This window comes from Microbacterium sp. NPDC078814, assembly GCF_040702645.1.
GTDB lineage: Bacteria > Actinomycetota > Actinomycetes > Actinomycetales > Microbacteriaceae > Microbacterium.
In genome coordinates this window covers 249,716-271,012 of record NZ_JBFBLT010000003.1, presented here as the reverse complement: position 1 = coordinate 271,012, position 21,297 = coordinate 249,716, and the positions used below count along the sequence as shown (strand labels likewise).

General features: G+C 71.4%; 22 protein-coding genes. 12 read left to right on the top strand and 10 right to left on the bottom strand.

Going from position 1 to position 21,297, the window contains the following annotated elements; genetic code table 11:
- Positions 1 to 14 precede the first annotated feature (14 nt).
- The 5 genes from AB0300_RS07510 to AB0300_RS07490 all read right to left on the bottom strand — a co-directional run bounded on the left by AB0300_RS07510 (position 15) and on the right by AB0300_RS07490 (position 4,382).
- On the bottom strand, positions 15 to 1,379 hold the full coding sequence (locus AB0300_RS07510) for an LLM class flavin-dependent oxidoreductase (protein WP_029989156.1): 1,365 nt from the start codon (positions 1,377 to 1,379) through the stop codon (positions 15 to 17).
- 74 nt (positions 1,380 to 1,453) lie between these two features.
- Entirely contained in the window at positions 1,454 to 2,161 is a 708-nt protein-coding gene (pnuC, locus tag AB0300_RS07505) for a nicotinamide riboside transporter PnuC (RefSeq protein WP_366215762.1), read from the bottom strand.
- Positions 2,162 to 2,163: 2 nt separating this feature from the next.
- Positions 2,164 to 2,691: an N-acetyltransferase family protein gene (locus tag AB0300_RS07500; protein ID WP_366215761.1), complete on the bottom strand. Its 528-nt coding sequence runs from the start codon at positions 2,689 to 2,691 to the stop codon at positions 2,164 to 2,166.
- Between the two features lie 2 nt (positions 2,692 to 2,693).
- Entirely contained in the window at positions 2,694 to 3,611 is a 918-nt protein-coding gene (locus AB0300_RS07495; RefSeq protein ID WP_126894528.1) for a DUF808 domain-containing protein, read from the bottom strand.
- 48 nt (positions 3,612 to 3,659) lie between these two features.
- Positions 3,660 to 4,382, bottom strand: coding sequence for a FadR/GntR family transcriptional regulator (locus AB0300_RS07490; protein ID WP_060923475.1), 723 nt, complete (start codon positions 4,380 to 4,382; stop codon positions 3,660 to 3,662).
- Between the two features lie 128 nt (positions 4,383 to 4,510).
- Between AB0300_RS07490 and AB0300_RS07485 the strand changes: the two genes are divergently transcribed.
- From AB0300_RS07485 to msrA, 10 genes are all read left to right on the top strand, one after another.
- Positions 4,511 to 6,106, top strand: coding sequence for an ABC transporter substrate-binding protein (locus tag AB0300_RS07485; protein ID WP_126894529.1), 1,596 nt, complete (start codon positions 4,511 to 4,513; stop codon positions 6,104 to 6,106).
- A 76-nt stretch (positions 6,107 to 6,182) separates the two neighbouring features.
- The gene (locus AB0300_RS07480) at positions 6,183 to 7,139 is read left to right on the top strand and encodes an ABC transporter permease (RefSeq protein ID WP_366215760.1); all 957 of its coding nucleotides are present in this window, start codon (positions 6,183 to 6,185) and stop codon (positions 7,137 to 7,139) included.
- Between the two features lies 1 nt (position 7,140).
- The gene (locus tag AB0300_RS07475) at positions 7,141 to 9,192 is read left to right on the top strand and encodes a dipeptide/oligopeptide/nickel ABC transporter permease/ATP-binding protein (protein WP_366215759.1); all 2,052 of its coding nucleotides are present in this window, start codon (positions 7,141 to 7,143) and stop codon (positions 9,190 to 9,192) included.
- Positions 9,189 to 9,989, top strand: coding sequence for an ATP-binding cassette domain-containing protein (locus tag AB0300_RS07470; protein ID WP_062637826.1), 801 nt, complete (start codon positions 9,189 to 9,191; stop codon positions 9,987 to 9,989). Before AB0300_RS07475 ends, AB0300_RS07470 begins: the two co-directional genes overlap by 4 nt.
- Positions 9,990 to 10,004: 15 nt before the next feature.
- A complete protein-coding gene (locus tag AB0300_RS07465; protein WP_366215758.1) occupies positions 10,005 to 10,949 on the top strand; it encodes a dihydrodipicolinate synthase family protein in 945 nt (314 codons plus the stop codon).
- Entirely contained in the window at positions 10,949 to 11,881 is a 933-nt protein-coding gene (locus AB0300_RS07460; protein WP_366215757.1) for an ROK family protein, read from the top strand. Before AB0300_RS07465 ends, AB0300_RS07460 begins: the two co-directional genes overlap by 1 nt.
- Entirely contained in the window at positions 11,878 to 12,564 is a 687-nt protein-coding gene (locus AB0300_RS07455; protein ID WP_062765763.1) for a putative N-acetylmannosamine-6-phosphate 2-epimerase, read from the top strand. The genes AB0300_RS07460 and AB0300_RS07455 overlap by 4 nt, the downstream gene beginning before the upstream one ends.
- Positions 12,561 to 13,478, top strand: coding sequence for a DUF4862 family protein (locus tag AB0300_RS07450; protein ID WP_161973081.1), 918 nt, complete (start codon positions 12,561 to 12,563; stop codon positions 13,476 to 13,478). Before AB0300_RS07455 ends, AB0300_RS07450 begins: the two co-directional genes overlap by 4 nt.
- Positions 13,479 to 13,585: 107 nt before the next feature.
- Positions 13,586 to 14,053 (top strand): peptide-methionine (R)-S-oxide reductase MsrB, encoded by a 468-nt coding sequence (gene msrB / locus AB0300_RS07445; protein ID WP_062637836.1) that lies wholly within the window; start codon positions 13,586 to 13,588, stop codon positions 14,051 to 14,053.
- Complete coding sequence (gene msrA, locus AB0300_RS07440; RefSeq protein WP_025102782.1) at positions 14,050 to 14,592, top strand: peptide-methionine (S)-S-oxide reductase MsrA; 543 nt, start codon at positions 14,050 to 14,052, stop codon at positions 14,590 to 14,592. Before msrB ends, msrA begins: the two co-directional genes overlap by 4 nt.
- An 88-nt stretch (positions 14,593 to 14,680) precedes the next feature.
- Here msrA and AB0300_RS07435 read toward each other — a convergent pair whose 3' ends face one another.
- The 5 genes from AB0300_RS07435 to AB0300_RS07415 form a co-directional block, all read right to left on the bottom strand.
- Positions 14,681 to 15,481, bottom strand: coding sequence for an alpha/beta fold hydrolase (locus AB0300_RS07435; protein ID WP_366215756.1), 801 nt, complete (start codon positions 15,479 to 15,481; stop codon positions 14,681 to 14,683).
- A gap of 117 nt (positions 15,482 to 15,598) precedes the next feature.
- Entirely contained in the window at positions 15,599 to 17,068 is a 1,470-nt protein-coding gene (locus AB0300_RS07430; protein ID WP_025102780.1) for a catalase, read from the bottom strand.
- 64 nt (positions 17,069 to 17,132) lie between these two features.
- Positions 17,133 to 17,552 (bottom strand): Fur family transcriptional regulator, encoded by a 420-nt coding sequence (locus AB0300_RS07425; RefSeq protein ID WP_025102779.1) that lies wholly within the window; start codon positions 17,550 to 17,552, stop codon positions 17,133 to 17,135.
- A gap of 69 nt (positions 17,553 to 17,621) precedes the next feature.
- Entirely contained in the window at positions 17,622 to 18,539 is a 918-nt protein-coding gene (locus AB0300_RS07420; RefSeq protein WP_025102778.1) for a DnaJ domain-containing protein, read from the bottom strand.
- 65 nt (positions 18,540 to 18,604) lie between these two features.
- Positions 18,605 to 19,258, bottom strand: coding sequence for a YigZ family protein (locus AB0300_RS07415; protein ID WP_303709267.1), 654 nt, complete (start codon positions 19,256 to 19,258; stop codon positions 18,605 to 18,607).
- A 133-nt stretch (positions 19,259 to 19,391) separates the two neighbouring features.
- On the opposite strand from AB0300_RS07415, the gene AB0300_RS07410 reads away from it, so the two are divergent.
- Positions 19,392 to 20,633 carry a sensor histidine kinase gene (locus AB0300_RS07410; RefSeq protein ID WP_366215755.1) on the top strand — a complete coding sequence of 414 codons (1,242 nt, stop codon included), beginning with the start codon at positions 19,392 to 19,394 and terminating at the stop codon, positions 20,631 to 20,633.
- Positions 20,630 to 21,253 carry a response regulator transcription factor gene (locus tag AB0300_RS07405; protein WP_025102775.1) on the top strand — a complete coding sequence of 208 codons (624 nt, stop codon included), beginning with the start codon at positions 20,630 to 20,632 and terminating at the stop codon, positions 21,251 to 21,253. The genes AB0300_RS07410 and AB0300_RS07405 overlap by 4 nt, the downstream gene beginning before the upstream one ends.
- The last annotated feature ends 44 nt before the right edge of the window (positions 21,254 to 21,297 follow it).

The window sequence follows — 21,297 nt, the reverse complement described above, 5'->3', positions numbered from 1 at the left end:
CGACTCGAACGGGGTCAGAGGCGGTACTGGGCGGCGCGGTGCGTGGGCTGGACCCGGTCGCCGCGGCCGTGCAGTTTGTGGCGGAGCGTGCCGGGGACGTACTCCTCGGGGTACGCGCCCCGCTCGCGCAGCACCGGGATGACGTGCTCGATGACGTCCTGCCAGGTGCCGGGAGTGACCGCGTACGCGAGGTTGAAGCCGTCGATGTCGGTCTGCTCGACCCAGGACTGCAGCTCGTCGGCGATCTCGACCCCGGAGCCGACGATCGTCGGGCCGAGCCCGCCGATCGCGTTGTGGCGGCCGAAGTCGCCCACCGTCCACTCGCGACCGAGGTCGGCCTCCTCCTTGAGGTGCTGCAGCACGGACTGGATCGCGTTCGACTCGACGTTCCCGACCGGCTCATCCTCGGCGTATTGCGACAGGTCGACGCCCATCCACCCCGACATGAAGGTGAGCGCGCCCTCCGGGCTCGCGTAGGAGAGGTACTCGGCGTGCTTCGCGGCCGCCTCCTCGCTCGTCGCCGCGGTGATCACCGTGAGCAGCGTGTAGATGCGGGCGTCGTAGCGGTCGCGCCCCGCGGCCTCGAGGGCGTCGCGGATGCGCTTCACCGTCCCGGCAAGCACCTCCTTCGAGGGCGCCGCGACGAAGATGGCCTCGGCGTTCTCCGCCGCGAACCGCACCCCGCGCGGGCTGGCGCCGGCCTGGTAGATCACCGGGGTGCGCTGCGGCGACGGCTCCGAGATGTGGATGCCGGGTACGGAGAAGTGCTTGCCCTCGTGCCGGATCGGGTGCACCTTCGACGGGTCGGTGAAGATGCCGCGCTCGCGGTCCTCCACCACCGCGTCGTCCTCCCACGACCCCTCCCAGAGCTTGTAGAGCACCTCGACGTACTCGTCCGCGTGGTCGTAGCGGTCGTCGTGGGCGAGCTGGTCCTCCTGGCCCATGTTCCGCGCGGCGCTGGGCAGATAGCCGGTCACGACGTTCCAGCCGACGCGGCCCTGCGTGAGGTGGTCGAGCGTGCTGAGTCGTCGAGCGAATGGGTAGGGGTGCTCGAACGCGGTGCCGGCCGTGACGCCGAACCCCAGATGCTCGGTCACCGCGGCCATCGCGCTGACCAGGAGGATCGGGTCGTTCACCGGCACCTGGGCGCCGTTGCGGATGGCGGCCTCGTTCGTGCCGCCGTAGACGTCGTAGGTGCCCAGGACGTCGGCGATGAAGATGCCGTCGAAGGTCGCGCTCTCCAGCAGCTTCGCCAGGTCGGTCCAGTACGACAGGGTGTTGTACTGCCGCGAGCGGTCTTCCGGATGCCGCCAGAGGCCGGACGACTGGTGGGCGACGCAGTTCATGTCGAAGGCGTTGAAGCGGATCTGCCGGGTCATGCCCCCATGAAACGGGACCGGACGGGGCCGGGGCGAGCGGGATCGACACGCACGGAAACAATCCGTGGTGCGGCTCAGCCCTCGTCGTCCGGACGGCGGGGGCTCGGGTCGGGAGGGAGGATCTCGATCGGGCGCGCGGCCTGTCGCTGCGCTCGCCACCAGATCACGAACCCGACCGCCGTGAAGACGCCGTAGAACACGTACATGAGGCCGGTCGCGTAGTAGCCGGAGCTGAACAGCAGCGGCACCCCCACCACGTCCACCGCGATCCAGATGAGCCAGAACTCGGTCCAGCCCTTCGCCATGCCGTAGGTCGCGAGCAGCGACCCGACGAAGGTCCAGGCGTCGGCCCAGACCGGCTCCCACGAACCGAGGGCGCGGAACAGGGGGGTGAGCGCCACGGTCCCGACGACGAGGACCACGACCAGACCGATGCGGGCCCCGGTCGGCGCCCACCGCGGCACGATACGACCGCCGTCGGCATTCCGCCAGCGAACCCATCCATAGATCGCGACGGCGATGAACATGATCTGCCGCCCGGCCTGACCGAGCAGATGCGGGAGCGAGGGATCGGGGCTCAGCGCGGATCCGAGGAACACCGTGAGCAGCAGGAGGTTGCCGACGATACCGACCGGCCACGCCCAGACCTTGCGCCGCATGCCGCCGAGGGCGCTCGCGAGTCCGAACGCGTTCCCGACGACCTCACGCACCAGGAGCGTCTGCCCACCCGGAAGCACCCAGGACGAGGAGAAGGCGTCGACGAGCCACTGCAGGAAGCCCATCGCTAGAGCGCCGCGTCGGGGGTGGGGCGCTCGTCGAGCACGAGCTGCAGCATGCTGAGGTCGAGCCACCGGCCGAACTTCGCGCCGACCTGGGGCATACGGCCCACCTCCCGGAATCCGAGGCGTTCGTGGAGGGCGAGGGAGGCGGTGTTGCCGCTCTCCACACCGCCGATCATCACGTGCATCCCGGCTGCCCGGGCCCGGGCGATGAGCTCGATCATGAGGAGCGTGCCGATGCCCCGTCCGCGCTGATCGCCGCGCACGTAGACGGAGTGCTCCACGGTGAGGCGGTAGCCGCTGTGCGGGCGCCACTGGGCGTAGGACGCATAGCCCACGACGCCGCTCTCGTCGGCGGCGACGATGACGGGACAGCCGCGCGCGGTCCGGCCGGCGAGCCACGCCTCCCGGTCGGCGCGATCCACGGCTTCCTCGTTCCAGATCGCGGTCGTGTGCAGGACGGCGTGGTTGTGGATCTCGGTGATCGTGTCGAGGTCGGCGCTCTCGGCGGGCCTGAGGTGCACGGCGGTCATCGTCAGACGCGGATGTCGGCGGGAGAGGCCTCGCCCTCGTGGAAGCTCGGCTTCCTGCCGAAGAGCTTCGCGATGCCGAGGACGACGCCGACGATCACGAGGCCCCAGACGAGACCGGCGATCGCGGAGATGATCGTGTCGACCACCCACACCACGAAGCCGCCGAGGGGCTCCAGCGCGTGCTCGACCGCGTGGAGAACATCGGCCGGAGCGTGCAGCCCGACCTCGCCGAGGTTGATGAGGACGAGGTGCCCGCCGACCCACAGCATCGCGACGGTGCCGAGCACGCTGATGAAGCGGAAGACCGCGGGCATGGAGCGGACGATCCGGGTGCCGGTGTGCCGCACGCGCTGCGCGGGGTTCTTCGCCATCTTCAGGCCGATGTCGTCGACCTTCACCAGGAGCGCCACGGCCCCGTACACCGCGACGGTCATGACCAGCGCGATCACGGCGAGGATCGCGAGGGTGGACCAGATGCCGAGTCCCTTGTCGAGACTGGCGAGCGAGATGAGCATGATCTCCGTCGAGAGGATCAGGTCGGTGCGCACCGCGCCCAGCACGAGCTTCCGCTCATCGCGCGCCCCCTCGTCGGCGTGGCCGTGCTGCACGCCGAACCATTCCAGCACCTTCTCGGCCCCCTCGAAGCACAGGTACGAGCCGCCGAGGATCAGCAGGTAGGGCAGCACCCACGGCGCGAAGGCCGTGAGTAGCAGCGCGATCGGGATGATGATGACGAACTTGTTCACCAGCGACCCGAGGGCGATCTTGCCGACCACGGGGAGCTCGCGGGCCGGGGTGAGGCCCTGCACGTACTGCGGGGTCACGGCGGCGTCGTCGATGACGACTCCGGCGGCCTTCGCCGACGCCTTCATCGCGGCGCTCAGGATGTCGTCGACGACGGCGAGCAGTCCAACGGACATGCGGGTCCTCTTTCCGTGGTGGGAAAGTCAGACTACCGACTCCCGGGCTCAGGCCCGCACGTCCTCCGCGGTCGCCAGCACCCGCTGCAGCGGCTGGTAGTGCTCGATGACGGCCTGGCGGTAGCGCTCGACGTCGCCGGAGCGCGCGGCGTCCAGCATGTCGCCGTGCGCCTTGGCGGTCTTATGGATGTCGTCGGGCTGCGCGATGCCGAGCTGCGGGAGCACGGCGGTGTGCACGTCCCAGAACGCGCCGACGAGCTGGCCGACCAGGCGGTTGTCGATGGCGCCGAAGAGGCGGGTGTGGAACGCCCTGTCCTCGTCGAGGAAGTACTCGCCGCGGCCGGCCTTGTCGACCATCTCGGCGACGAGCTCGTCGAGCTCCGGGTCCGCCTGCGCCTGAGCGGCCTCGACCACGCGCTCGGCCATGGAGAGGTCGAGCGCGAGGCGCACCTCGACGACCTCGCGCAGGGCCTGCAGCGACCCCTCGGGGGACAGCACGCCCCGGAAGACGAGCGCCTCGACCATCGGGTCCAGCGACATCGGACCCACGTAGGTGCCGTGTCCGTGCCGGACGTCGACGATGTCGAGGGTGGAGAGCGTGCGGATCGCCTCACGGACCGAGGAGCGCGACACGTCGAGCTCCTCGCAGAGCTCGGCCTCGGTCGGCAGCGGGTCGCCGGGGGTGAGTCCGCGCGTGAGGATGAGCTGCTTGATCTGATCCGCCGTCGTGGCTCGCCGCATCCGCGACGCCCTCCCCGTGGTGGACTTCATAGGGTCCCTCTCCTGCCTGCCGGAAACGCTCCGATCCTCTCACTCTTGTGATCCGGTCGAACGTGTGTTTAGAGTACATCAGACGTCAGATGTCCTCAAGGCGTCGCCCCCCACCACCTGGAGCACACATGAACCGACACAGCACTCGCCGCCGCGCGGGTCGTCTCGCGATGGCGGTCGCCGGCACGGTCGCCGCGTCCCTCGCCCTCGCCGGCTGCGGCGGCGGCGCCGCCAGCACCGCCGAGAGCCCCGCCGCGAGCGACATCGACCCGGACGGCATCATCGAGGCCGGGATCTCGTACACCCTGAACGGCAGCTTCGACCCGATGGTCGCCTCCGGCGCCGTGACGGTCTCGGCGAACTGGCACGTCTTCGAGGGACTCATCGACCTCGACCCCGTCACGCAGGAGCCCGCCCCCGCCCTCGCCGCCGACTTCCCGACGCAGGTCGACGAGACGACCTACGACATCGACCTCCGCGAAGGCGCGACCTTCCAGAACGGAGACCCGGTCACCGCCGACGACGTGGTCTTCAGCTACGAGCGCGTCCTCGACCCGGCGAACAACTCGCTGTTCCGCTCGTTCGTCGAGTTCATCGACACGGTCACCGCCGTCGACGAGGACACCGTCCGGATCACCACCGACTACCCGTTCTCCCTCATCGACGACCGTCTCGGCGTCGTCAAGATCGTGCCGAAGGCCGTGGTCGAGGCCGATCCCGAGGAGTTCGGCGCTAACCCGATCGGCTCCGGTCCGTACGCGCTCGTCTCCGCCGTTCCCGAGGACAAGATCGTCTTCGAGCGGTACGACGACTACAACGGCCCGCGTCCCGCGCTCGCCGCGGGCATGAACTGGAACCTCCTCGCCGACGCCTCCGCCCGCGTCACCGCGATGTCGACCGGCACGGTGCAGGCGATCGAGGACGTGCCCTACATCGACGCCGACGGGCTGGCCGCCTCGGCCGAGGTCGAGAGCGTGCAGTCCTTCGGCCTCCTCTTCATGATGTTCAACACGAAGGCCGAGCCGTTCGACGACGTCCGCGTCCGCCAGGCCCTGCACTACGCGCTCGACATGGACAAGATCATCGAGACCGGCATGCTCGGCAACGCCACCCCGGCCACGTCGTTCCTTCCCGAGGACTACCCGAACTACCACGAGGCCTCCACGGTCTATTCGTACGACCCGGAGAAGGCGGAGGAGCTGCTGGAGGAGGCCGGGGTCTCCGACCTCGCGATCACGCTGCGCATGACCGACACCGGATGGGTGAAGGAGGTGGCCCCGCTCATCAAGGAGTCCCTCGACGCGATCGGCATCGACACCACCCTCGACATCAGCCAGTCGGCGTCGATGTACGAGAAGGTCGACTCCGGCGACTACACCGTCGCCATCGCCCCCGGTGACCCGTCGGTGTTCGGCGTGGACCCCGACCTGCTCATGAACTGGTGGTACGGCGAGAACGTCTGGACCCAGACGCGCACCGCCTGGGCCGACTCCCCGGAGTACGCCGAGCTGCGCACGCTGCTCGACACCGCCGTCACCCAGGAGGGCGAGGAGCAGCAGGAGTCCTGGAACCAGGCGTACGACCTGATCTCCGACCAGGCCGTGCTGTACCCGCTGTTCCACCGCAAGCTGCCCACCGCCTGGAGCTCGCAGGAGCTGGTCGGCTTCCAGCCGGTGCCCACGACCGGACTGTCGTTCCTCGACGTCGGCGTGGCCGCGAAGTAGCACCTGCCCGACAGTGCGGGGGCGCGCTCGCCCGAAGAGCGCGCCCCCGCCACCCCACCCCCGGAAGGAGCGGCACGTGTCCCACACGCTCCGCCTCGTCGGCCGGCGACTGCTGCAGTTGCCGCTGATGATCCTCGGCATCACGTTCCTGGTCTTCTTCGTGATGTCCCTCTCGCCCGTCGACCCGGCACGCACCGCGCTCGGCGAGACCGCGTCCCCCGAAGCGCTGGAGGCGTACCGCGAAGACCACGGACTGAACCTCCCGCTGTTCGTCCGCTACGTGAACTTCCTGTTCGGCCTCGTCCAGGGCGACCTGGGCACCTACTCCGCCCGCAGCCTGCCCGTGGTCGACGAGGTCGCCAGGGCCTTCCCGGTGACGCTGGCCCTGACCTTCCTCGGGCTCGTGATCGCGGTGGTCGTGGCGTTCGTGATCGGCGTCCTCGCCGCGGTCTACCGCGACCGCTGGCCTGACCAGGTCATCCGCGTCTTCGGCGTCGCCGCGCTGTCCACGCCCTCCTTCTGGCTCGCGATCCTCCTCATCCAGGTGTTCACCCTGGCGCTCGGCGTGCTGCCGGCCTCGGGCCCGCTGCCGACCTTCGCCGACGACCCGTCCGGGTGGCTCGCCCGGATGACTCTTCCCGCGATCGCGCTCGCGGTGCCCGTGATCGGGCAGCTCTCCCGGGTCGTGCGCACCTCGATGGTCGAGGAGCTCGACCGCGACTACGTGCGCACCGCCCTCGGTGCCGGCATTCCGCGGGTGATCGTCGTCGGCCGCAACGTGCTGCGCAACGCGCTGATCACCCCCGTGACCGTGCTGGGTCTCCGCATCGGGTACCTGCTCGGCGGCGCCGTGGTGATCGAGATCATCTTCGCGATCCCCGGGATGGGCACCCTCATCCTCAACGGGGTCACCAACAACGAACCCAACCTCGTGCAGGGCGTGACGCTCGCGGTCGCGCTCGCGTTCGTCGTGATCAACATCATCGTCGACCTCCTGTACGTGCTCATCAATCCTCGAATCCGGGCGGTGTGACATGCGACGCAGACTCACGGAACGGCTCTCCGTCCCCGGCCTCCGCTGGGGCCGCCTCTCCCTCGGCTCGGTCATCTGCCTCGCCGTGCTCGCGATCATCGCGCTCGCCGCGATCCTCGCTCCGCTGATCTCGCCGTACGACCCGCTCGCCTCCGGCTCCCCGGTGCAGCCGCCGAGTGCGGAGCATTGGTTCGGCACCGACCGGCAGGGTCGCGACATCTTCTCCCGACTGGTCTACGGGGCCCGCTACTCCCTCGTGATCGGGCTCGGGGCCACCCTCGTCGCCCTCGCCGTCGCCTGCGTGCTGGGCACGATCGCCGCGACCGCGCCGAAGTGGATCTCCGAGACCCTCATGCGCGTCATGGACGTGATCATGTCGTTCCCCGGCATCGCGCTCGCCGCGGTGTTCGTGGCGGTGTTCGGCAAGTCGCTGCCCGTGCTGGTGCTGACCATCGCGTTCCTCTACGTGCCGCAGCTCACCCGCATCGTCCGTGCGAACATCCTCGACCAGTACGGGGAGGACTACGTCTCGGCCGTGCGCGTGATGGGAGCGGGCACCCCGCGCATCATCGTGCGACACGTGGCGCGCAACGCGATGGCGCCTGTTCTCGTCTTCGCGACCGTGCTCGTCGCCGACGCGATCGTGTTCGAGGCCTCGCTGTCGTTCCTGCAGGCCGGCGTGCCCGACCCCGAGCCGTCGTGGGGCAACGTCATCGCCGCGGGCCGCAACCTGCTCATGAGCGGAGCGTGGTGGGCGACCTTCTTCCCCGGCATCCTCATCATGATCACGGTGCTGTGCCTCAACATCCTCTCCGAGGGGATGACCGACGCCATGGTCTCGCCGCGCGCCAGGAAGATCACGGCCGACGCCGCGAACACGGAGGAGTCGACGCACGACCTGGAGGAGGCCGCCGCCCCGGACGACACCCACGTCATCCCGACGGTCGACACCGCGGTCAACCTCTCGGTGCCCAGCGGTGTGCCCGACGTACTCGTGCCCACCGCGGAGACGGTGCCGCTGGCGGAACGCCTCGCGGAGCTGCGCGTCCGCGAACTCTCCCGTACTGATCGCCTGGTCTACACGGGAGACGCCGCGCCGCTGCTCGAGGTGCAGGACCTGTGCATCTCCTTCCCGCGCCACGGCGACGTCGACGTGGTCGACCACGTCAGCTTCACCGTGCGCCCCGGCGAGACCATGTCGCTCGTGGGGGAGTCGGGGTGCGGCAAGTCCATCACCTCGCTGGCGATCATGGGGCTGCTCGATCCGAAGGCCGACATCCGCGGGCGCATCCTGTTCGACGGGAAGGATCTGCTGCGGATGACGCCGAAGGAGCGCAACGCGCTGCGCGGCCACGACATCGCGATGATCTACCAGGACGCCCTGAGCTCGCTGAACCCCGCGATGCTGATCCGCGCGCAGATGAAGCAGCTCACCTCCCGCGGCGGCACCCGCACGGCCGAGGAGCTGCTGGAGCTCGTCGGTCTCGATCCGAAGCGCACGCTCGCCTCGTACCCGCATGAGCTCTCGGGCGGCCAGCGGCAGCGCGTGCTCATCGCGATGGCCCTGACCCGCGACCCGCGGCTGGTGATCGCCGACGAGCCCACCACGGCCCTCGACGTGACAGTGCAGGCGCAGGTCGTGGAGCTGCTCATGCGGCTGCAGCGCGAGCTCGGGTTCGCACTGGTGTTCGTCTCGCACGACCTCGCCCTCGTCGCCGAGCTCTCGCACCGGATAACCGTGATGTACGCGGGCCAGGTCGTGGAGCAGGGCACCACCCGCGAGGTGCTCACGCAGCCCGTCCACGAGTACACCCAGGGCCTGCTCGGGGCGGTGCTCTCGATCGAGGCCGGCTCCGACCGCCTGCACCAGGTGTCCGGTGTCGTCCCCTCCCCGCGGGACTTCCCGCAGGGCGACCGCTTCGCGCCGCGCTCCGCGGAACCCGCCCGGTACGCCGGAGTGGAACCCGTGCGGCGGCACATCGACGGCACCGAGCACTACTACTCCGCGCATCCCGACGATGCGCCCGTCGAACCGATCGGAGCAGGACGATGAGCGAACCCGTCATCCAGCTGCAGGACGTGCGCGTCCGCTACCGGGCCCGCAGCTCGTCGTTGTTCCGCCCGCACTACGTCGACGCGCTCGCCGGGGTCTCACTCACGGTCCGCCGCGGACAGACGCTGGGCATCGTGGGCGAGTCCGGCTCGGGCAAGTCCACCTCCGCGAAGGTGCTGATCGGCCTCGAGAAGCCCACGAGCGGTCAGGTCGTCTTCGACGGGGAGACCGTGCGCTCCTTCACCCCCGCGGTGCGCAAGCGCCTGGGACGCATCCTCTCCGTGGTCTTCCAGGACCCGGCGACGGCTCTGAACGCCCGCATGACCGTGCGGGACGCGCTGCTGGATCCGCTGCAGGTGCATCGCCTCGGCTCCCCGGCGAGCCGGGAGCGCAAGGTGCGCGACCTCATCGGGCTCGTGGGGCTGCCGTCGTCGGCGCTGGAGGCGCTGCCCAGCCAGCTCTCCGGCGGCCAGCGGCAGCGCGTCGCGATCGCCAGGGCCCTCGTCCTCGACCCCCAAGTCATCGTGGCGGACGAGCCGACCTCGGCCCTCGACGTCTCCGTGCGCGCGCAGATCCTGAACCTGCTGACCGACCTGAAGCAGCAGCTCGGGCTCGGCATGGTCTTCATCTCCCACGACATCCAGACCGTCCGCTACCTCTCCGACGAGATCGCCGTGATGAACAAGGGCCGCGTCGTCGAGCACGGCGACGCCGCCCGGGTCTTCGACGACCCCGCCGACCCCTACACCCGCACGCTGCTGGGCGCCGCGCCCTCGCTGCTCGAACCCCACCACTGAAAAGACGGAACACCTATGCCTTCCCCCGCTCCCGCCCTGTCGTTCTCCAGCGTCGTCCCGCCGGTCGCCACCCCGCTGTTGCCCGACGGGACGATCGACCACCCGTCGCTCACCCGCCTGGTCGAGCGTCTGATCGGGGAGGGCGTCTCCGGACTGTTCGCGCTCGGCTCCACCGGGGAGACGGCGTACTTCACGGACGACCAGCGCGTCGAGCTGCTGCAGACGATCGTCGCCGCGAACGCCGGACGCGTGCCCGTCATCGCCGGCGCGATCGAGCTCACGGCCCCGCGCATCATCGAGACCGCCCGCCGGCTCGTCGCCGCGGGCGCGCAGGCGATCGTGACCACCGCGCCGCTGTACACGCTGAACTCGCCGGCCGAGGTCGCCGCGCACTTCCGGACGATCGCCGCCGCGATCGACGTGCCGCTCTGGGCCTACGACGTGCCGGTGCGGGTGCACTCCAAGCTCGGCATCGACCTGCTCGTGCAGCTCGGCCGGGAGGGCGTGATCCAGGGGGTGAAGGACTCGTCCGGCGACGACGTCGGGTTCCGCCGGCTGATCGCGGCGAACGAGGCCGCCGGTCGCCCGCTGCAGCTGCTCACCGGACACGAGGTCGTGGTCGACGCGATGGCCCTCGTCGGTGCCGCGGGTGTCGTCCCCGGCCTGGCGAACGTGGAGGCCGCGGGCTACGTGCGCCTCTGGGAGGCCGCGCAGCGCGGTGACTGGGCGACCGCCCGGGCCGAGCAGGAGCGCATCAACCGGCTCTTCGACATCGTGTTCCAGCCGCAGGGGCTGTCCGGCGACGCCACCGGTGTCGGGGCGTTCAAGGCGGCGATGCACGCGCGGGGCATCATCGACCACGCGGCGATGGCCGACACGGTGGAGCCGCTCTCCCCGGAGGCCGTCGCCGGCATCCGCACGATCCTCGACGAGCTCGGTCTGCTTCCGGTCGCCGTCTGATGCACGAGGTCGTCCTCGCCGTCGACATCGGCGGCACCAAGACGGCCGCGGCGCTCGCCGATCGGGCGGACGCGCTGCTGCGCACCGCCGCGGCGCCGACCCCCGCGAGCGCGGGACCCGCCGCCGTCGTGGCGACCGTCGCCGCGCTCGCGGAGGAACTGCTCGACGAGGAGTCCGCGCTGGCGGGCGTCGGCATCGGCACCGCGGGCGTGGTCGACGCGCGGACGGGGACGATCGTGTCGGCCACCGACACCTTCGCCGACTGGCCGGGCACCCCGCTGGCCGCCCTGATCCGGGAAGCCCTTGCGGATCGCCTCCCCGCCGCCGCCCCGGTCGCGGTGCAGAACGACGTCGACGCGCACGCCGCGGGGGAGCACCGGCACGGAGCCGCCGCCGGAGCCGCGAGCGCCCTCGTCGTCGCCGTCGGCACCGGCGTCGGCGCGGGCGTCATCCTCGACGGCCGTCCGGTGCGCGGCGCCCATCACGTGGCGGGCGAGCTCGCGCATCTCCCGATCCCGGGTGCCGCGCACCTCCGCTGTCCCTGCGGGCGGAACGGACACCTCGAAGCCCTCGGCTCCGGCATCGGCCTGCACCGGCACTACCTCTCGCTCGGCGGCGACCCGGCGCTGCGCGATGCGCGCGGGGTCGCCGTCGCGGCCAGCGCGGGGGACCCGCTCGCCGCCCGCGCCATCCAGGACTCCGCCGCCGCCGTCGGCCGCGCGCTCGCGGGAGCCGCGACCCTCCTCGACCCGGAGCGGATCGTCGTCACCGGCGGCGTGCCGCGCATCGGCGAGCTGTGGTGGGACTCCCTGCGGGCGGCCTTCCACGCGGAGGCCATCGACGCCCTGCACGACACCCCCATCCTGCCGGGAACCCTCGGCGACGACGCGCCGCTGCGAGGAGCCGCGGCATCCGCCTGGAGGCGACCATGACACCGACCCCCATCCTCGAACGCCTGCGCGGCGGCCTGATCGTCTCCTGTCAGGCCTACCCCGGGGAGGCGATGCGCGACCCGCGGACCATGGCGCAGGTCGCCGACGCCGCCCTCGTCGGCGGTGCCGCCGGGATCCGCGTGCAGGGGACCGACGACATCCGGGCGGTCGCGGACCTCCCGGTGCCGATCATCGGACTGTGGAAGGACGGCGATGCCGACGTCTTCATCACGCCGACGCTGGAGCATGCCGTGGCCGTCGCCGACGCGGGCGCCGACATCGTGGCGATCGACGGCACCCGACGCTCGCGGCCCGACGGCCGTACCCTTGCGGAGACCATCGTCGGGCTGCGCGCGCACTCCGACGCGCTCATCATGGCCGACTGCGGTTCCCTCGACGACGCGATCGCCGCCGAAGCCGCGGGCGCCGACATCCTCGGCACGACCCTGTCCGGCTACACCGGGGAGCGGCCGAAGGGCGACGGCCCCGACCTCGAGCTCATCGGCCTCATCGCGGCACGCTGCACCCGCCCGATCGTCGCGGAAGGGCGCATCCACACCCCGGCGCACGCCGCCGCCGCGATCGCCGCGGGAGCCTACGCGGTCTGCGTCGGCACGGCCATCACCCATCCGGCCACCATCACGTCGTGGTTCGCGCGGAGTCTCGCCGAGGCCCGTCCGTGACCCCCGTGCTCCTCAGCGCCTATCCGCTGTCGCCCGCGCACGCCCGGTGGGATCCGGCGCTGGAGGCCGCGCTGCTGCCGCAGCTCTGCGCGCTCCCCGGGGTGGCCGGGCTCGAGGTGCCGTGGATGGGGGCGGTCCATCCGCACGACCCGTCCTGGTTCCTCGGCCATGTGCCGGGCGTGCCCCTCGCGGTCACCCCGGTGCCGTTCGTGATGCGGCGGCTCGCGGAGGACCCGTCGTACGGACTCGCCTCGCCGCAGGAGGAGGGGAGAGCCGCGGCGGTGGCGGATCTGCGGCGCGTGGCGGACGACGTCGCGCGGCTCACCGCCGAGAGCGCCCCATCGGTCGCGGTGGTGATGCTGCACACCGCGCCCCGCGGGAGGGGAGACGGGGACGCGCTCGCCCGGTCGCTGGAGGAGGTCGCGGCGTTCGACTGGAGCGGAGCCCGGCTCGTCATCGAGCACTGCGACGCCGCCGTTCCCGGTCAGACGCCGGAGAAGGGGTTCCTCCCGCTCGCTGCCGAGATCGCGGCCATCCGGTCCGCCGACGCCCCGGTCGGCCTCTGGCTCAACTGGGGGCGGTCGGCGATCGAGCTGCGAGACGCGGACGCGGTGACCGCGCAGATCGCCGACGCCGCGGCCTCGGGGCTGCTGACCGGGCTCGCGTTCTCCGGGGCCGCGCCGGTCGAGAGCCCGTACGGCCCCGCCTGGGTGGACGCGCACCTGCCCATCGCGGAGACCCATCCCGCGTCCGCCTCGCTGCTCGACGCGGCACACGTCCGCGCGGGGCTCCGCATCGCGGGCGACGTGCCCTGGCTCGGCCTCAAGGTCGCGCGACGGCCGGAAGATCGCACGGTCGCGGAGATCGTCCGCACCGCGGAACGGAACCTCGCCGTCGTCCGAGACGCGGGCTGAGCGCGAGAAACTCTCAGCCCGCTCCCAGCCCCGCGGGACCAAAACGGGCTCGTCCCTGGTTCTCCTCAGTGACGCCGCAGCCAGCGGCGTCGGACAAGGAGCCACTCATGTCGAACGACTACGGCAGGACCCCCGAGGCCGTCAGCGGTCTCACGAACCTGCAGTACGAGGTCACGCAGCAGGACGCCACCGAGCCGCCCTTCCGCAACGCCTACTGGAACAATCACGACGACGGCATCTACGTCGACGTCGTCTCCGGGCAGCCGCTGTTCTCCTCCCGGGACAAGTACGACAGCGGCACCGGCTGGCCGAGCTTCACGCGCCCGATCGACGCCGACGCCGTGACCACGAAGACCGACCGCACGCTGTGGATGACCCGCACCGAGGCGCGGTCGTCCGGCGCCGACAGCCACCTGGGGCACGTCTTCGACGACGGACCCCGCGCCGAGGGCGGCCTGCGCTACTGCATGAACTCGGCGGCCCTCCGCTTCATCCCGGCGGAGGATCTCGAGAAGGAGGGGTACGGTCGCTACAGCCCCCTCTTCACCACCCACACCTCTGAGGAGCAGTCATGACCGACACCGGAACCATCACCCGCACCCCCGGGACCGAGACGGCCGTCCTCGCGGGCGGCTGCTTCTGGGGCATGGAAGACCTCATCCGCCGCCAGCCCGGGGTGATCGACACCCGCGTGGGCTACACCGGCGGGGAGAACGACCACGCGACCTACCGCAACCACCCCGGTCACGCGGAGGCCGTGGAGATCGTCTTCGACCCGAGTGCGACGACCTATCGCGACATCCTGGCGTTCTTCTTCCAGATCCACGACCCGTCGACGCTGAACCGTCAGGGCAACGACATCGGGTCGAGCTACCGGTCGGCGATCTTCCCGCTCACCCCCGAGCAGGAGCAGGTCGCCCGCGACACGATCGCCGACGTCGACGCCTCCGGTCTGTGGCCGGGTAAGGCCGTCACGACGATCGAGCCCGCCGGTCCGTTCTGGGAGGCCGAGCCCGAGCACCAGGATTACCTGATCAAGTACCCGAACGGCTACACGTGCCACTTCCCCCGCGCCGGCTGGGTCCTCCCGAAGCGCGAGGACGCCACCGCCTGATCCCCGAGACCCCGCTTTCCCGCCGAGACCCCCTCCTACACTCGCGTGTAGGAGGGGGTCTCGGCGCGTAGACGGGGTCTCGGCGCGCTCAGGACTCGGCGAAGAAACCGAGCGCGGCCTCCTTGAAGTCGCGGGAGCCGGGGGCGTTGAAGTGGTGGCGGTTCGGGAGCTCGACGAAACGGGCATCGGGGGCCGCGGCAGCCAGAGCCCGGGATCCCTCGATGATCGCGTCCTTCGATCCCGTCGCGAACAGCAGTGGCACGACTGGGGCGTCCGCGGGATCGGGATCGATCGTGCCGGAGCCCCGAAGTCCCTCGGCCAGGGCGATGAGCGCGCGCAGATCGTTCCCGGGCACCCGCTCGGTCAGCGCGATGTAGTTCTGCGTCGTGCGGTCCTCCACCGGGGTGCCGTCCGCGATGTACGCGCGCACCTGGTTGAGGTCGAGACGCGCGAGGGGGATGCCGTCGGGGACCCCACCCAGGACCGCCCGGCCGATCCGATGCGGGAGCTCGCGGGCCACCTCCCACCCCACCCGGGCGCCGAGCGAGTAGCCGAGGTAGAACGCGTCGTCGACGAGGTACGTGTCCATGACGGTCTCGACGTCGGTCACGAGGTTGCGGATGGCGTAGGCGTCGGACTCGTGCGGCTTGTCGCTCTGCCCGTGGCCCCGCTGGTCGAGTGCGAGCACGCGGTACCCGGCCCTGGTCAGCTCGCGCACCCAGCCGGTGAGCACCCAGTTGTCACGCGCGCCCGAGGCGAAGCCGTGCACGGTCACCACGACGGGGGCGTCGAGCTCTCCCCACGTGTACGTCGCCAGTCGTGTGCCGTCCGCCGCGTAGACGTGCTGCGGGTCGGGCATCTCGGTGAGGTCGGAGAGGGGAACAGCCACCCCACCATCCTCCCCCCACTCCTCCCTTCCGTGGCGCCGAGACCCCGGTTACACGCCGAAACCCCCTCCCCGCGGTGTCGCGGAGAGGGGGTTTCGAGGAGAACCCGGGGTCTCGGGTCAGACGCGGTCGCGCAGAGCGGCGCCGAGCTCGGCGTCCACGTTCGTCCAGTACTGGAAGAAGCGCTCGCGGATGGCGTCGACCGTGATCGAGCGGCCCTGACCGGTCAGCACCTCCAGGAAGCGGGCGCGCTGCGGGCCGTCGAAGACCTCGCGGTACAGCGTGCCGGCCTGACCGAAGTCGTCGTCCTCGGCGTGCAGCGTCGCGGCGGAGCGGGTGAGCTCGCCGTCCGCCGACCAGTTCACCTCGATGCCCTTCGCCGGGTCGGCCGCGGGGCCACCGGGGGTCCCGAAGGAGTTCGGCTGGTAGGTGCGGTGCGCGGCGTCGTTGTACTGGTACCGCATCGAGCCCTCGTGCTGGTAGTTGCGGGTCTCGGCGGCGTGCGGCTGGTTGACCGGCAGCTGGTTGTAGTTCGCGCCGATGCGGTGACGCTGGGCGTCCGGGTAGGCGAACATGCGGCCCATGAGCATCTTGTCGGGGGAGATGCCGGTACCGGGCACCTGATTCCCCGGCGCGAAGCCGGCCTGCTCGATCTGCGCGAAGAAGTTCTCCGGGTTGCGGTTCAGGGTCAGCGTGCCGACCTTGATGCGCGGGTAGTCCTTCTTCGAGATCGTCTTGGTGAGGTCGAAGGGGTTGAAGCGGTAGTCCTTGGCCTCGTCGTACGGCATGATCTGCACGTACAGGTCCCACTTCGGGAAGTCGCCCTCGGCGATCGACTGGAACAGGTCGCGACGGTAGTGGTCCGCGTCGGAACCGGCCAGCTGCTCGGCCTCCTCCGGGCTCATCGCCTCGACGCCCTGGTGGGAGATGAAGTGGTACTTGACCCAGAACACCTCGCCCTCGGCGTTGATCCAGGAATAGGTGTGCGAGCCGTAGCCGTTCATGTGACGCCAGCTGCGGGGCAGGCCGCGCTCGCCCATGAGGTAGGTGACCTGGTGGGCGCTCTCGGGCGAGAGGGTCCAGAAGTCCCACTGCATGTCCGCGTCGCGCAGGCCGGAGTCGCCGAGGCGCTTCTGCGAGTGGATGAAGTCGGGGAACTTGATGGCGTCGCGGAGGAAGAACGTCGGGGTGTTGTTGCCGACGATGTCGAGGTTGCCCTCGGTCGTGTAGAAGCGCAGCGAGAACCCGCGGACGTCGCGCCAGGTGTCGGGCGAGCCCTGCTCACCGGCGACGGAGGAGAAGCGGAGGAGGGTCTCCGAGGTGGCGCCCGGCTGGAACACGGCCGCACGGGTGTACTTCGAGACGTCCTCGGTGACGACGAACTCGCCGAACGCACCGCCGCCCTTGGCGTGCGGGTTGCGCTCCGGCACCCGCTCGCGGTTGAAGGAGGCGAGCTTCTCGACCAGGTAGTGGTCGTGCAGCGCGGTGGGGCCGTCGGGGCCCACGGTCAGCGAGTGGGTGTCGCTCGCGATCGGCGCTCCGGCCTGCGTCGTCGTGGCCGGACGGCCCGCGTCGGTGGGGTTGGTCATGGTCTTCTCCTTCTCCGCGCGGACATGCCGAACGGACCCTCGGGGAGGGGATCGGTGGATGCGCCTACGCGGCGTTCTGGCAGCTGGGGCAGAGGCCCCAGAAGGTGACTTCAGCTGTCTGCACGGTGAAGCCCCCCGTCGAGGACGGGGTGAGACACGGCGCCTCGCCGACGACGCAGTCCACATCGCCGACCGCACCGCAGGAGGTGCAGACGACATGGTGGTGGTTGTCGTCGATGCGCCGCTCGTACAGCGCCGCGGAGCCTGCCGGTTCGATCCGGCGGATGAGGCCCGCCGTCGTCAGGTCCGCGAGGATGTTGTGCACCGACTGGATCGACGTGGTCGGAAGCACGTCGGACACGGCGCGGTAGACCCGCTCCGCATCCGTGTGGGCCATGGAGCCGAGAGCCTCGAGAACGGCGACGCGGCCCGCAGTCGCACGCAGCCCGGCGTCGCGCAACGCCGAGTCGAGTTCCGTCTCCATGCCCTCGACTCTACACGTGTTTTGAGTGATTCAAAAGAGCATGCCGCGATGCCGGGCGCGTCGCCGCCGTCAGACGAAGCGGACCGTCTGCTGCAGACGGGTGCGGACATCGAACAGCTCGTTGCCGCCGATGGCCCGCGCCCCGGGGACGCCCTGCCGCAGGACCATCGCCAGCGCGCTGCGCCGCACCACCACGACCGGGACCCCGCGGTTGCTGCCGAGCGGGGTGACCGCCTGGGCGAGGTCGTCGTCGGGGAGCACCACGATCGCCCCGCCGAACTTCACCTTCGCGGCCTTCGCCACCGCGCGCATCCGGGCGAGAGCCGCCGTGACCGGGGCCCGCGTGCCGAGGCTCGGGCCGGTGATCTCCCCGCGGCGGAACCCCACGACCCCGCCGAAGTCCTCGGACATGACGCCGTAGAGGCCGGACGGGCTGAGCACCACGTGGTCGAGCTTGTCCTCGGGGGTCTGTCCTGCGGCGACGTCGTGCCAGACCGTGAAGCCCATGCCGAGGTCGGAGACCGTGCGGGCCGTGGCCTCCTCCGCGAGCGCGTCGGCGAGCAGCCGCCGGAGCTCCCGTGGGGCGGCGCGCACGAGGGCCGGGGCGTACGGGTCGGGGACCTCGACCCCGTGACCCGCCCACTCGCGGATCAGGGAGAGGTAGCGTTCGCGGCGCCAGCCCCCGGGGTGTCCGTAGGAGCGGGCGCGCGGCCGGGTGTCGGTGCGCACCGTCGGGGGACGCCAGCCGCTCCATTCGCCGCCGTCGTCGGTCAGGCCCGCGCGGCGGTCGTACGCGGCGCGGTCCTCCGCGGTGCCGATGAGCTCCCACGCGCGCTGGACCTGGATGAACACGGCCGCGTCGCCGCCGGTGTCGGGGTGGGTCTGCCGCAGTCGCAGCCGATACGCCCGCCGGAGCTCGGCGTCGTCGACGGCCGGATCCACGCCGAGGATCTCGTACGGCGAGGCCGAGAGCGGACTGTCGAACATCGCTCTCCTTCCGCGACCGCGGCGTCCAGGATATCCGTCGGACGGTGTGCGGCCGCCGGGAGGCCTCAGTCCGCGACGTCGACGATCCGTTCGATCCCGGCCGCCGGGGCCACGGAGCCCCCGGACGCGGCGGCGAGGTCGGCGGTCAGACGCGGAAGCGCGGCGGCGGGTACCCACAGCTCCAGCTGGGCGGAGGCCCCGTAGGTCGGCGTGCCGAGCGTGGCCCCGTGGGACGCCGCCCAGTCGCGGAGCAGGTTGTCGTAGCGGCCGGCCTCGGCGTGCGGGACCTCGACGGTCGCCTGGGTGAGCGCCGCGCGACGGACGAGTGCGGCATGGTCGAGCGTCTCGGACACCGCGGTGGAGTAGGCGCGGATGAGGCCGCCCGCCCCGAGCTTCACCCCGCCGAAGTAGCGGGTCACCACCGCGACGACGTCCGTGAGGCCGCGGCGCCGGAGGACCTCGAGCATCGGGACGCCGGCTGTTCCGGAGGGCTCGCCGTCGTCCGAGGAGCGCGCCTGATGCCCGTGCAGACCGGTCACCATCGCGGTGCAGTTGTGGTTCGCGTCCCAGGCGCGCTTCCGGATCGTCGCGATGACGGCTTCGGCCTCGGCCACCGTCGACACCGGCGCGACGTGCGTGAGGAAGCGCGACTTGCGGATGACGAGCTCGTGGTCGACGGCTGCCGCGATCGTCGCCGGGAACGGGTGCGGTGTCGACATCGGCCCCACGATACCTCCGTTCGAATCGCCTGATTGGTCCCAAATCCGGCCAGGATGGCGCCAATCGGGCGATTCGAACGGGGTCGACCGAACGATGGAGGCGCACACCGCCCCGGCGGACGAGAATGTCAGCATGCCGACCGGAGACACCGCCGAGACCGACCACCCGGGAGGGCGGACGGGACGCACGCGCTCCTGGGGGCGCCTGGTCACGTCGCTCCGTATCGGCCAGGCGGTCATCACCGTCGTGCTCACCGTCGTCGGCGTCGTCCGCTCCCTCGCCGACGGGGTCCCGGTGCCGTGGCTGCTCGCGACCGCCCTCGCCTTCCTCGGCTGGTACGGCGGCGGACTCCTGCTCTCCTCCCGCACGGACGACCGGGCGCTCGCCGCCGGCTGGCTGCTGGGGCTCACGGCCATCTGGCTGGGGGCGGTGGCGCTGTCGCCGGAGTTCGTCTGGCTGGCGTTCTCGCTGTGGCTGCTCGCCGGCTTCCTGCTGCGACTGCGATGGGCCGTGCTGCTCAGCATCCTCATCCTCGCCGTCGTCATCGTGGCGCCGCTGCTGCACACCGGGACGACCACCTACGCGAACGTCATCGGGCCGCTGGTGGGCGGCATCTTCGCCCTCGGGATCTCCCGCGGCTACCTGGAGCTCGTCCGCGACGGGCGGGAGCGGCGGCGACTCATCGCGTCCCTCGTCGCGACGCAGCAGGAGATGGCGGCCCTCCAGGACGAGCTCGCCCGGACCCAGCGGGAGTCCGGCGCCGCCGCCGAGCGCACCAGGGTGTCGCGGGACATCCACGACACGGTCGCCCAGAGCCTGTCGTCCATCGTCCTGCTGGCGCGGTCGGCGGCGGAGCACGAGGACGGCCGGGATCGGGTGCTCGCGCAGATCGGGGCGCTCGCCGCGGAAGGGCTCGCCGACGCCCGGCGCATCGTCGACGACCTCATGCCCGCCGAGCTGGACGGCTCCGCGCTGAGCGACGCCCTTGCCCGGATGCTCGAGCGCCTGACCGCCGAGACCGGGATCGCGGCCACCTTCCATGCCGACGAGGATCTGCCCGCACTCGGCCTCGACGCGGAGGTCGCCCTGCTGCGGACGGCGCAGTCCGCGCTCGCCAACGTGCGCAGCCATGCCGGCGCCACTCGGGTGGTGGTGACGCTCGCGGACGCCGGCGACGCGGTGCGGCTGGACGTTGTCGACGACGGTCGCGGCTTCGACCCGTCGCGGCTGGACTCGGCGGGGCCCGGCGGCGGCTACGGCCTGCGGGCGATGCGCGCCCGACTGCGCGAGCTCGGCGGCGGTCTCGACGTGGAGAGCGCCGCCGGCGACGGCACCGCGCTGTCCGCACACCTGCCCCTCGGAGGCCGGTCGTGACCCCCGTGCGGATCCTGCTCGTCGACGACCACCCCATCGTGCGCGCCGGCGTGCGCTCGCTGTTCGACCGCCGCGACGACGCCGAGGTCGTGGGCGAGGCCGCGTCGGGGGAGGAGGCGGTCGTGCTCGCCCGGCACCTGCGTCCCGACGTCGTCCTCTGCGACCTGCGGCTGGGCGCCGGCATGGACGGCGTGCAGACGACGGCGGCGCTCCGGGCGCTCGACCCGGCACCGGCGGTGCTCATACTCACGACGTTCGACCGCGACGCCCAGATCCTCGGCGCGATCGAGGCGGGGGCGGCGGGATATCTGCTCAAGGACATCGACCCGGAGGACATCGTCCGGGCCGTGCGACAGGCCGCGTCGGGCGGGCAGGCGCTGACGCCGGAGCTCACGGCGCGCGTCGGCCGCGCCCTCCGCGCCCCGCGGGTGCAGCTCACGGGGCGCGAGCTCGACGTGCTGCGGCTGCTCGACACCGGGGCCTCGAACCGGGAGATCGCGAAGGCGCTGTTCGTCACGGAGGCGACGGTGAAGACCCACCTCGTGCACGTCTTCGAGAAGCTCGGGGCCGACAGCCGCGCGAAGGCGGTCGCGATCGCCAGGGAGTCCGGTCTGCTCTGACGCCCGCGGTCTCAACCGTTCGATGGATCCGCGGCGACGGCCCC

Bases quoted from the DNA above. Each gene is read 5' to 3' on its own strand.
- AB0300_RS07510 (WP_029989156.1), bottom strand. From the start codon at position 1,379: ATGACCCGGCAGATCCGCTTCAACGCCTTCGACATGAACTGCGTCGCC.
- pnuC (WP_366215762.1), bottom strand. From the start codon at position 2,161: ATGGGCTTCCTGCAGTGGCTCGTCGACGCCTTCTCCTCGTCCTGGGTG.
- AB0300_RS07500 (WP_366215761.1), bottom strand. From the start codon at position 2,691: ATGACCGCCGTGCACCTCAGGCCCGCCGAGAGCGCCGACCTCGACACG.
- AB0300_RS07495 (WP_126894528.1), bottom strand. From the start codon at position 3,611: ATGTCCGTTGGACTGCTCGCCGTCGTCGACGACATCCTGAGCGCCGCG.
- AB0300_RS07490 (WP_060923475.1), bottom strand. From the start codon at position 4,382: ATGAAGTCCACCACGGGGAGGGCGTCGCGGATGCGGCGAGCCACGACG.
- AB0300_RS07485 (WP_126894529.1), top strand. From the start codon at position 4,511: ATGAACCGACACAGCACTCGCCGCCGCGCGGGTCGTCTCGCGATGGCG.
- AB0300_RS07475 (WP_366215759.1), top strand. From the start codon at position 7,141: ATGCGACGCAGACTCACGGAACGGCTCTCCGTCCCCGGCCTCCGCTGG.
- AB0300_RS07470 (WP_062637826.1), top strand. From the start codon at position 9,189: ATGAGCGAACCCGTCATCCAGCTGCAGGACGTGCGCGTCCGCTACCGG.
- AB0300_RS07465 (WP_366215758.1), top strand. From the start codon at position 10,005: ATGCCTTCCCCCGCTCCCGCCCTGTCGTTCTCCAGCGTCGTCCCGCCG.
- AB0300_RS07460 (WP_366215757.1), top strand. From the start codon at position 10,949: ATGCACGAGGTCGTCCTCGCCGTCGACATCGGCGGCACCAAGACGGCC.
- AB0300_RS07455 (WP_062765763.1), top strand. From the start codon at position 11,878: ATGACACCGACCCCCATCCTCGAACGCCTGCGCGGCGGCCTGATCGTC.
- msrB (WP_062637836.1), top strand. From the start codon at position 13,586: ATGTCGAACGACTACGGCAGGACCCCCGAGGCCGTCAGCGGTCTCACG.
- msrA (WP_025102782.1), top strand. From the start codon at position 14,050: ATGACCGACACCGGAACCATCACCCGCACCCCCGGGACCGAGACGGCC.
- AB0300_RS07430 (WP_025102780.1), bottom strand. From the start codon at position 17,068: ATGACCAACCCCACCGACGCGGGCCGTCCGGCCACGACGACGCAGGCC.
- AB0300_RS07425 (WP_025102779.1), bottom strand. From the start codon at position 17,552: ATGGAGACGGAACTCGACTCGGCGTTGCGCGACGCCGGGCTGCGTGCG.
- AB0300_RS07420 (WP_025102778.1), bottom strand. From the start codon at position 18,539: ATGTTCGACAGTCCGCTCTCGGCCTCGCCGTACGAGATCCTCGGCGTG.
- AB0300_RS07415 (WP_303709267.1), bottom strand. From the start codon at position 19,258: ATGTCGACACCGCACCCGTTCCCGGCGACGATCGCGGCAGCCGTCGAC.
- AB0300_RS07410 (WP_366215755.1), top strand. From the start codon at position 19,392: ATGCCGACCGGAGACACCGCCGAGACCGACCACCCGGGAGGGCGGACG.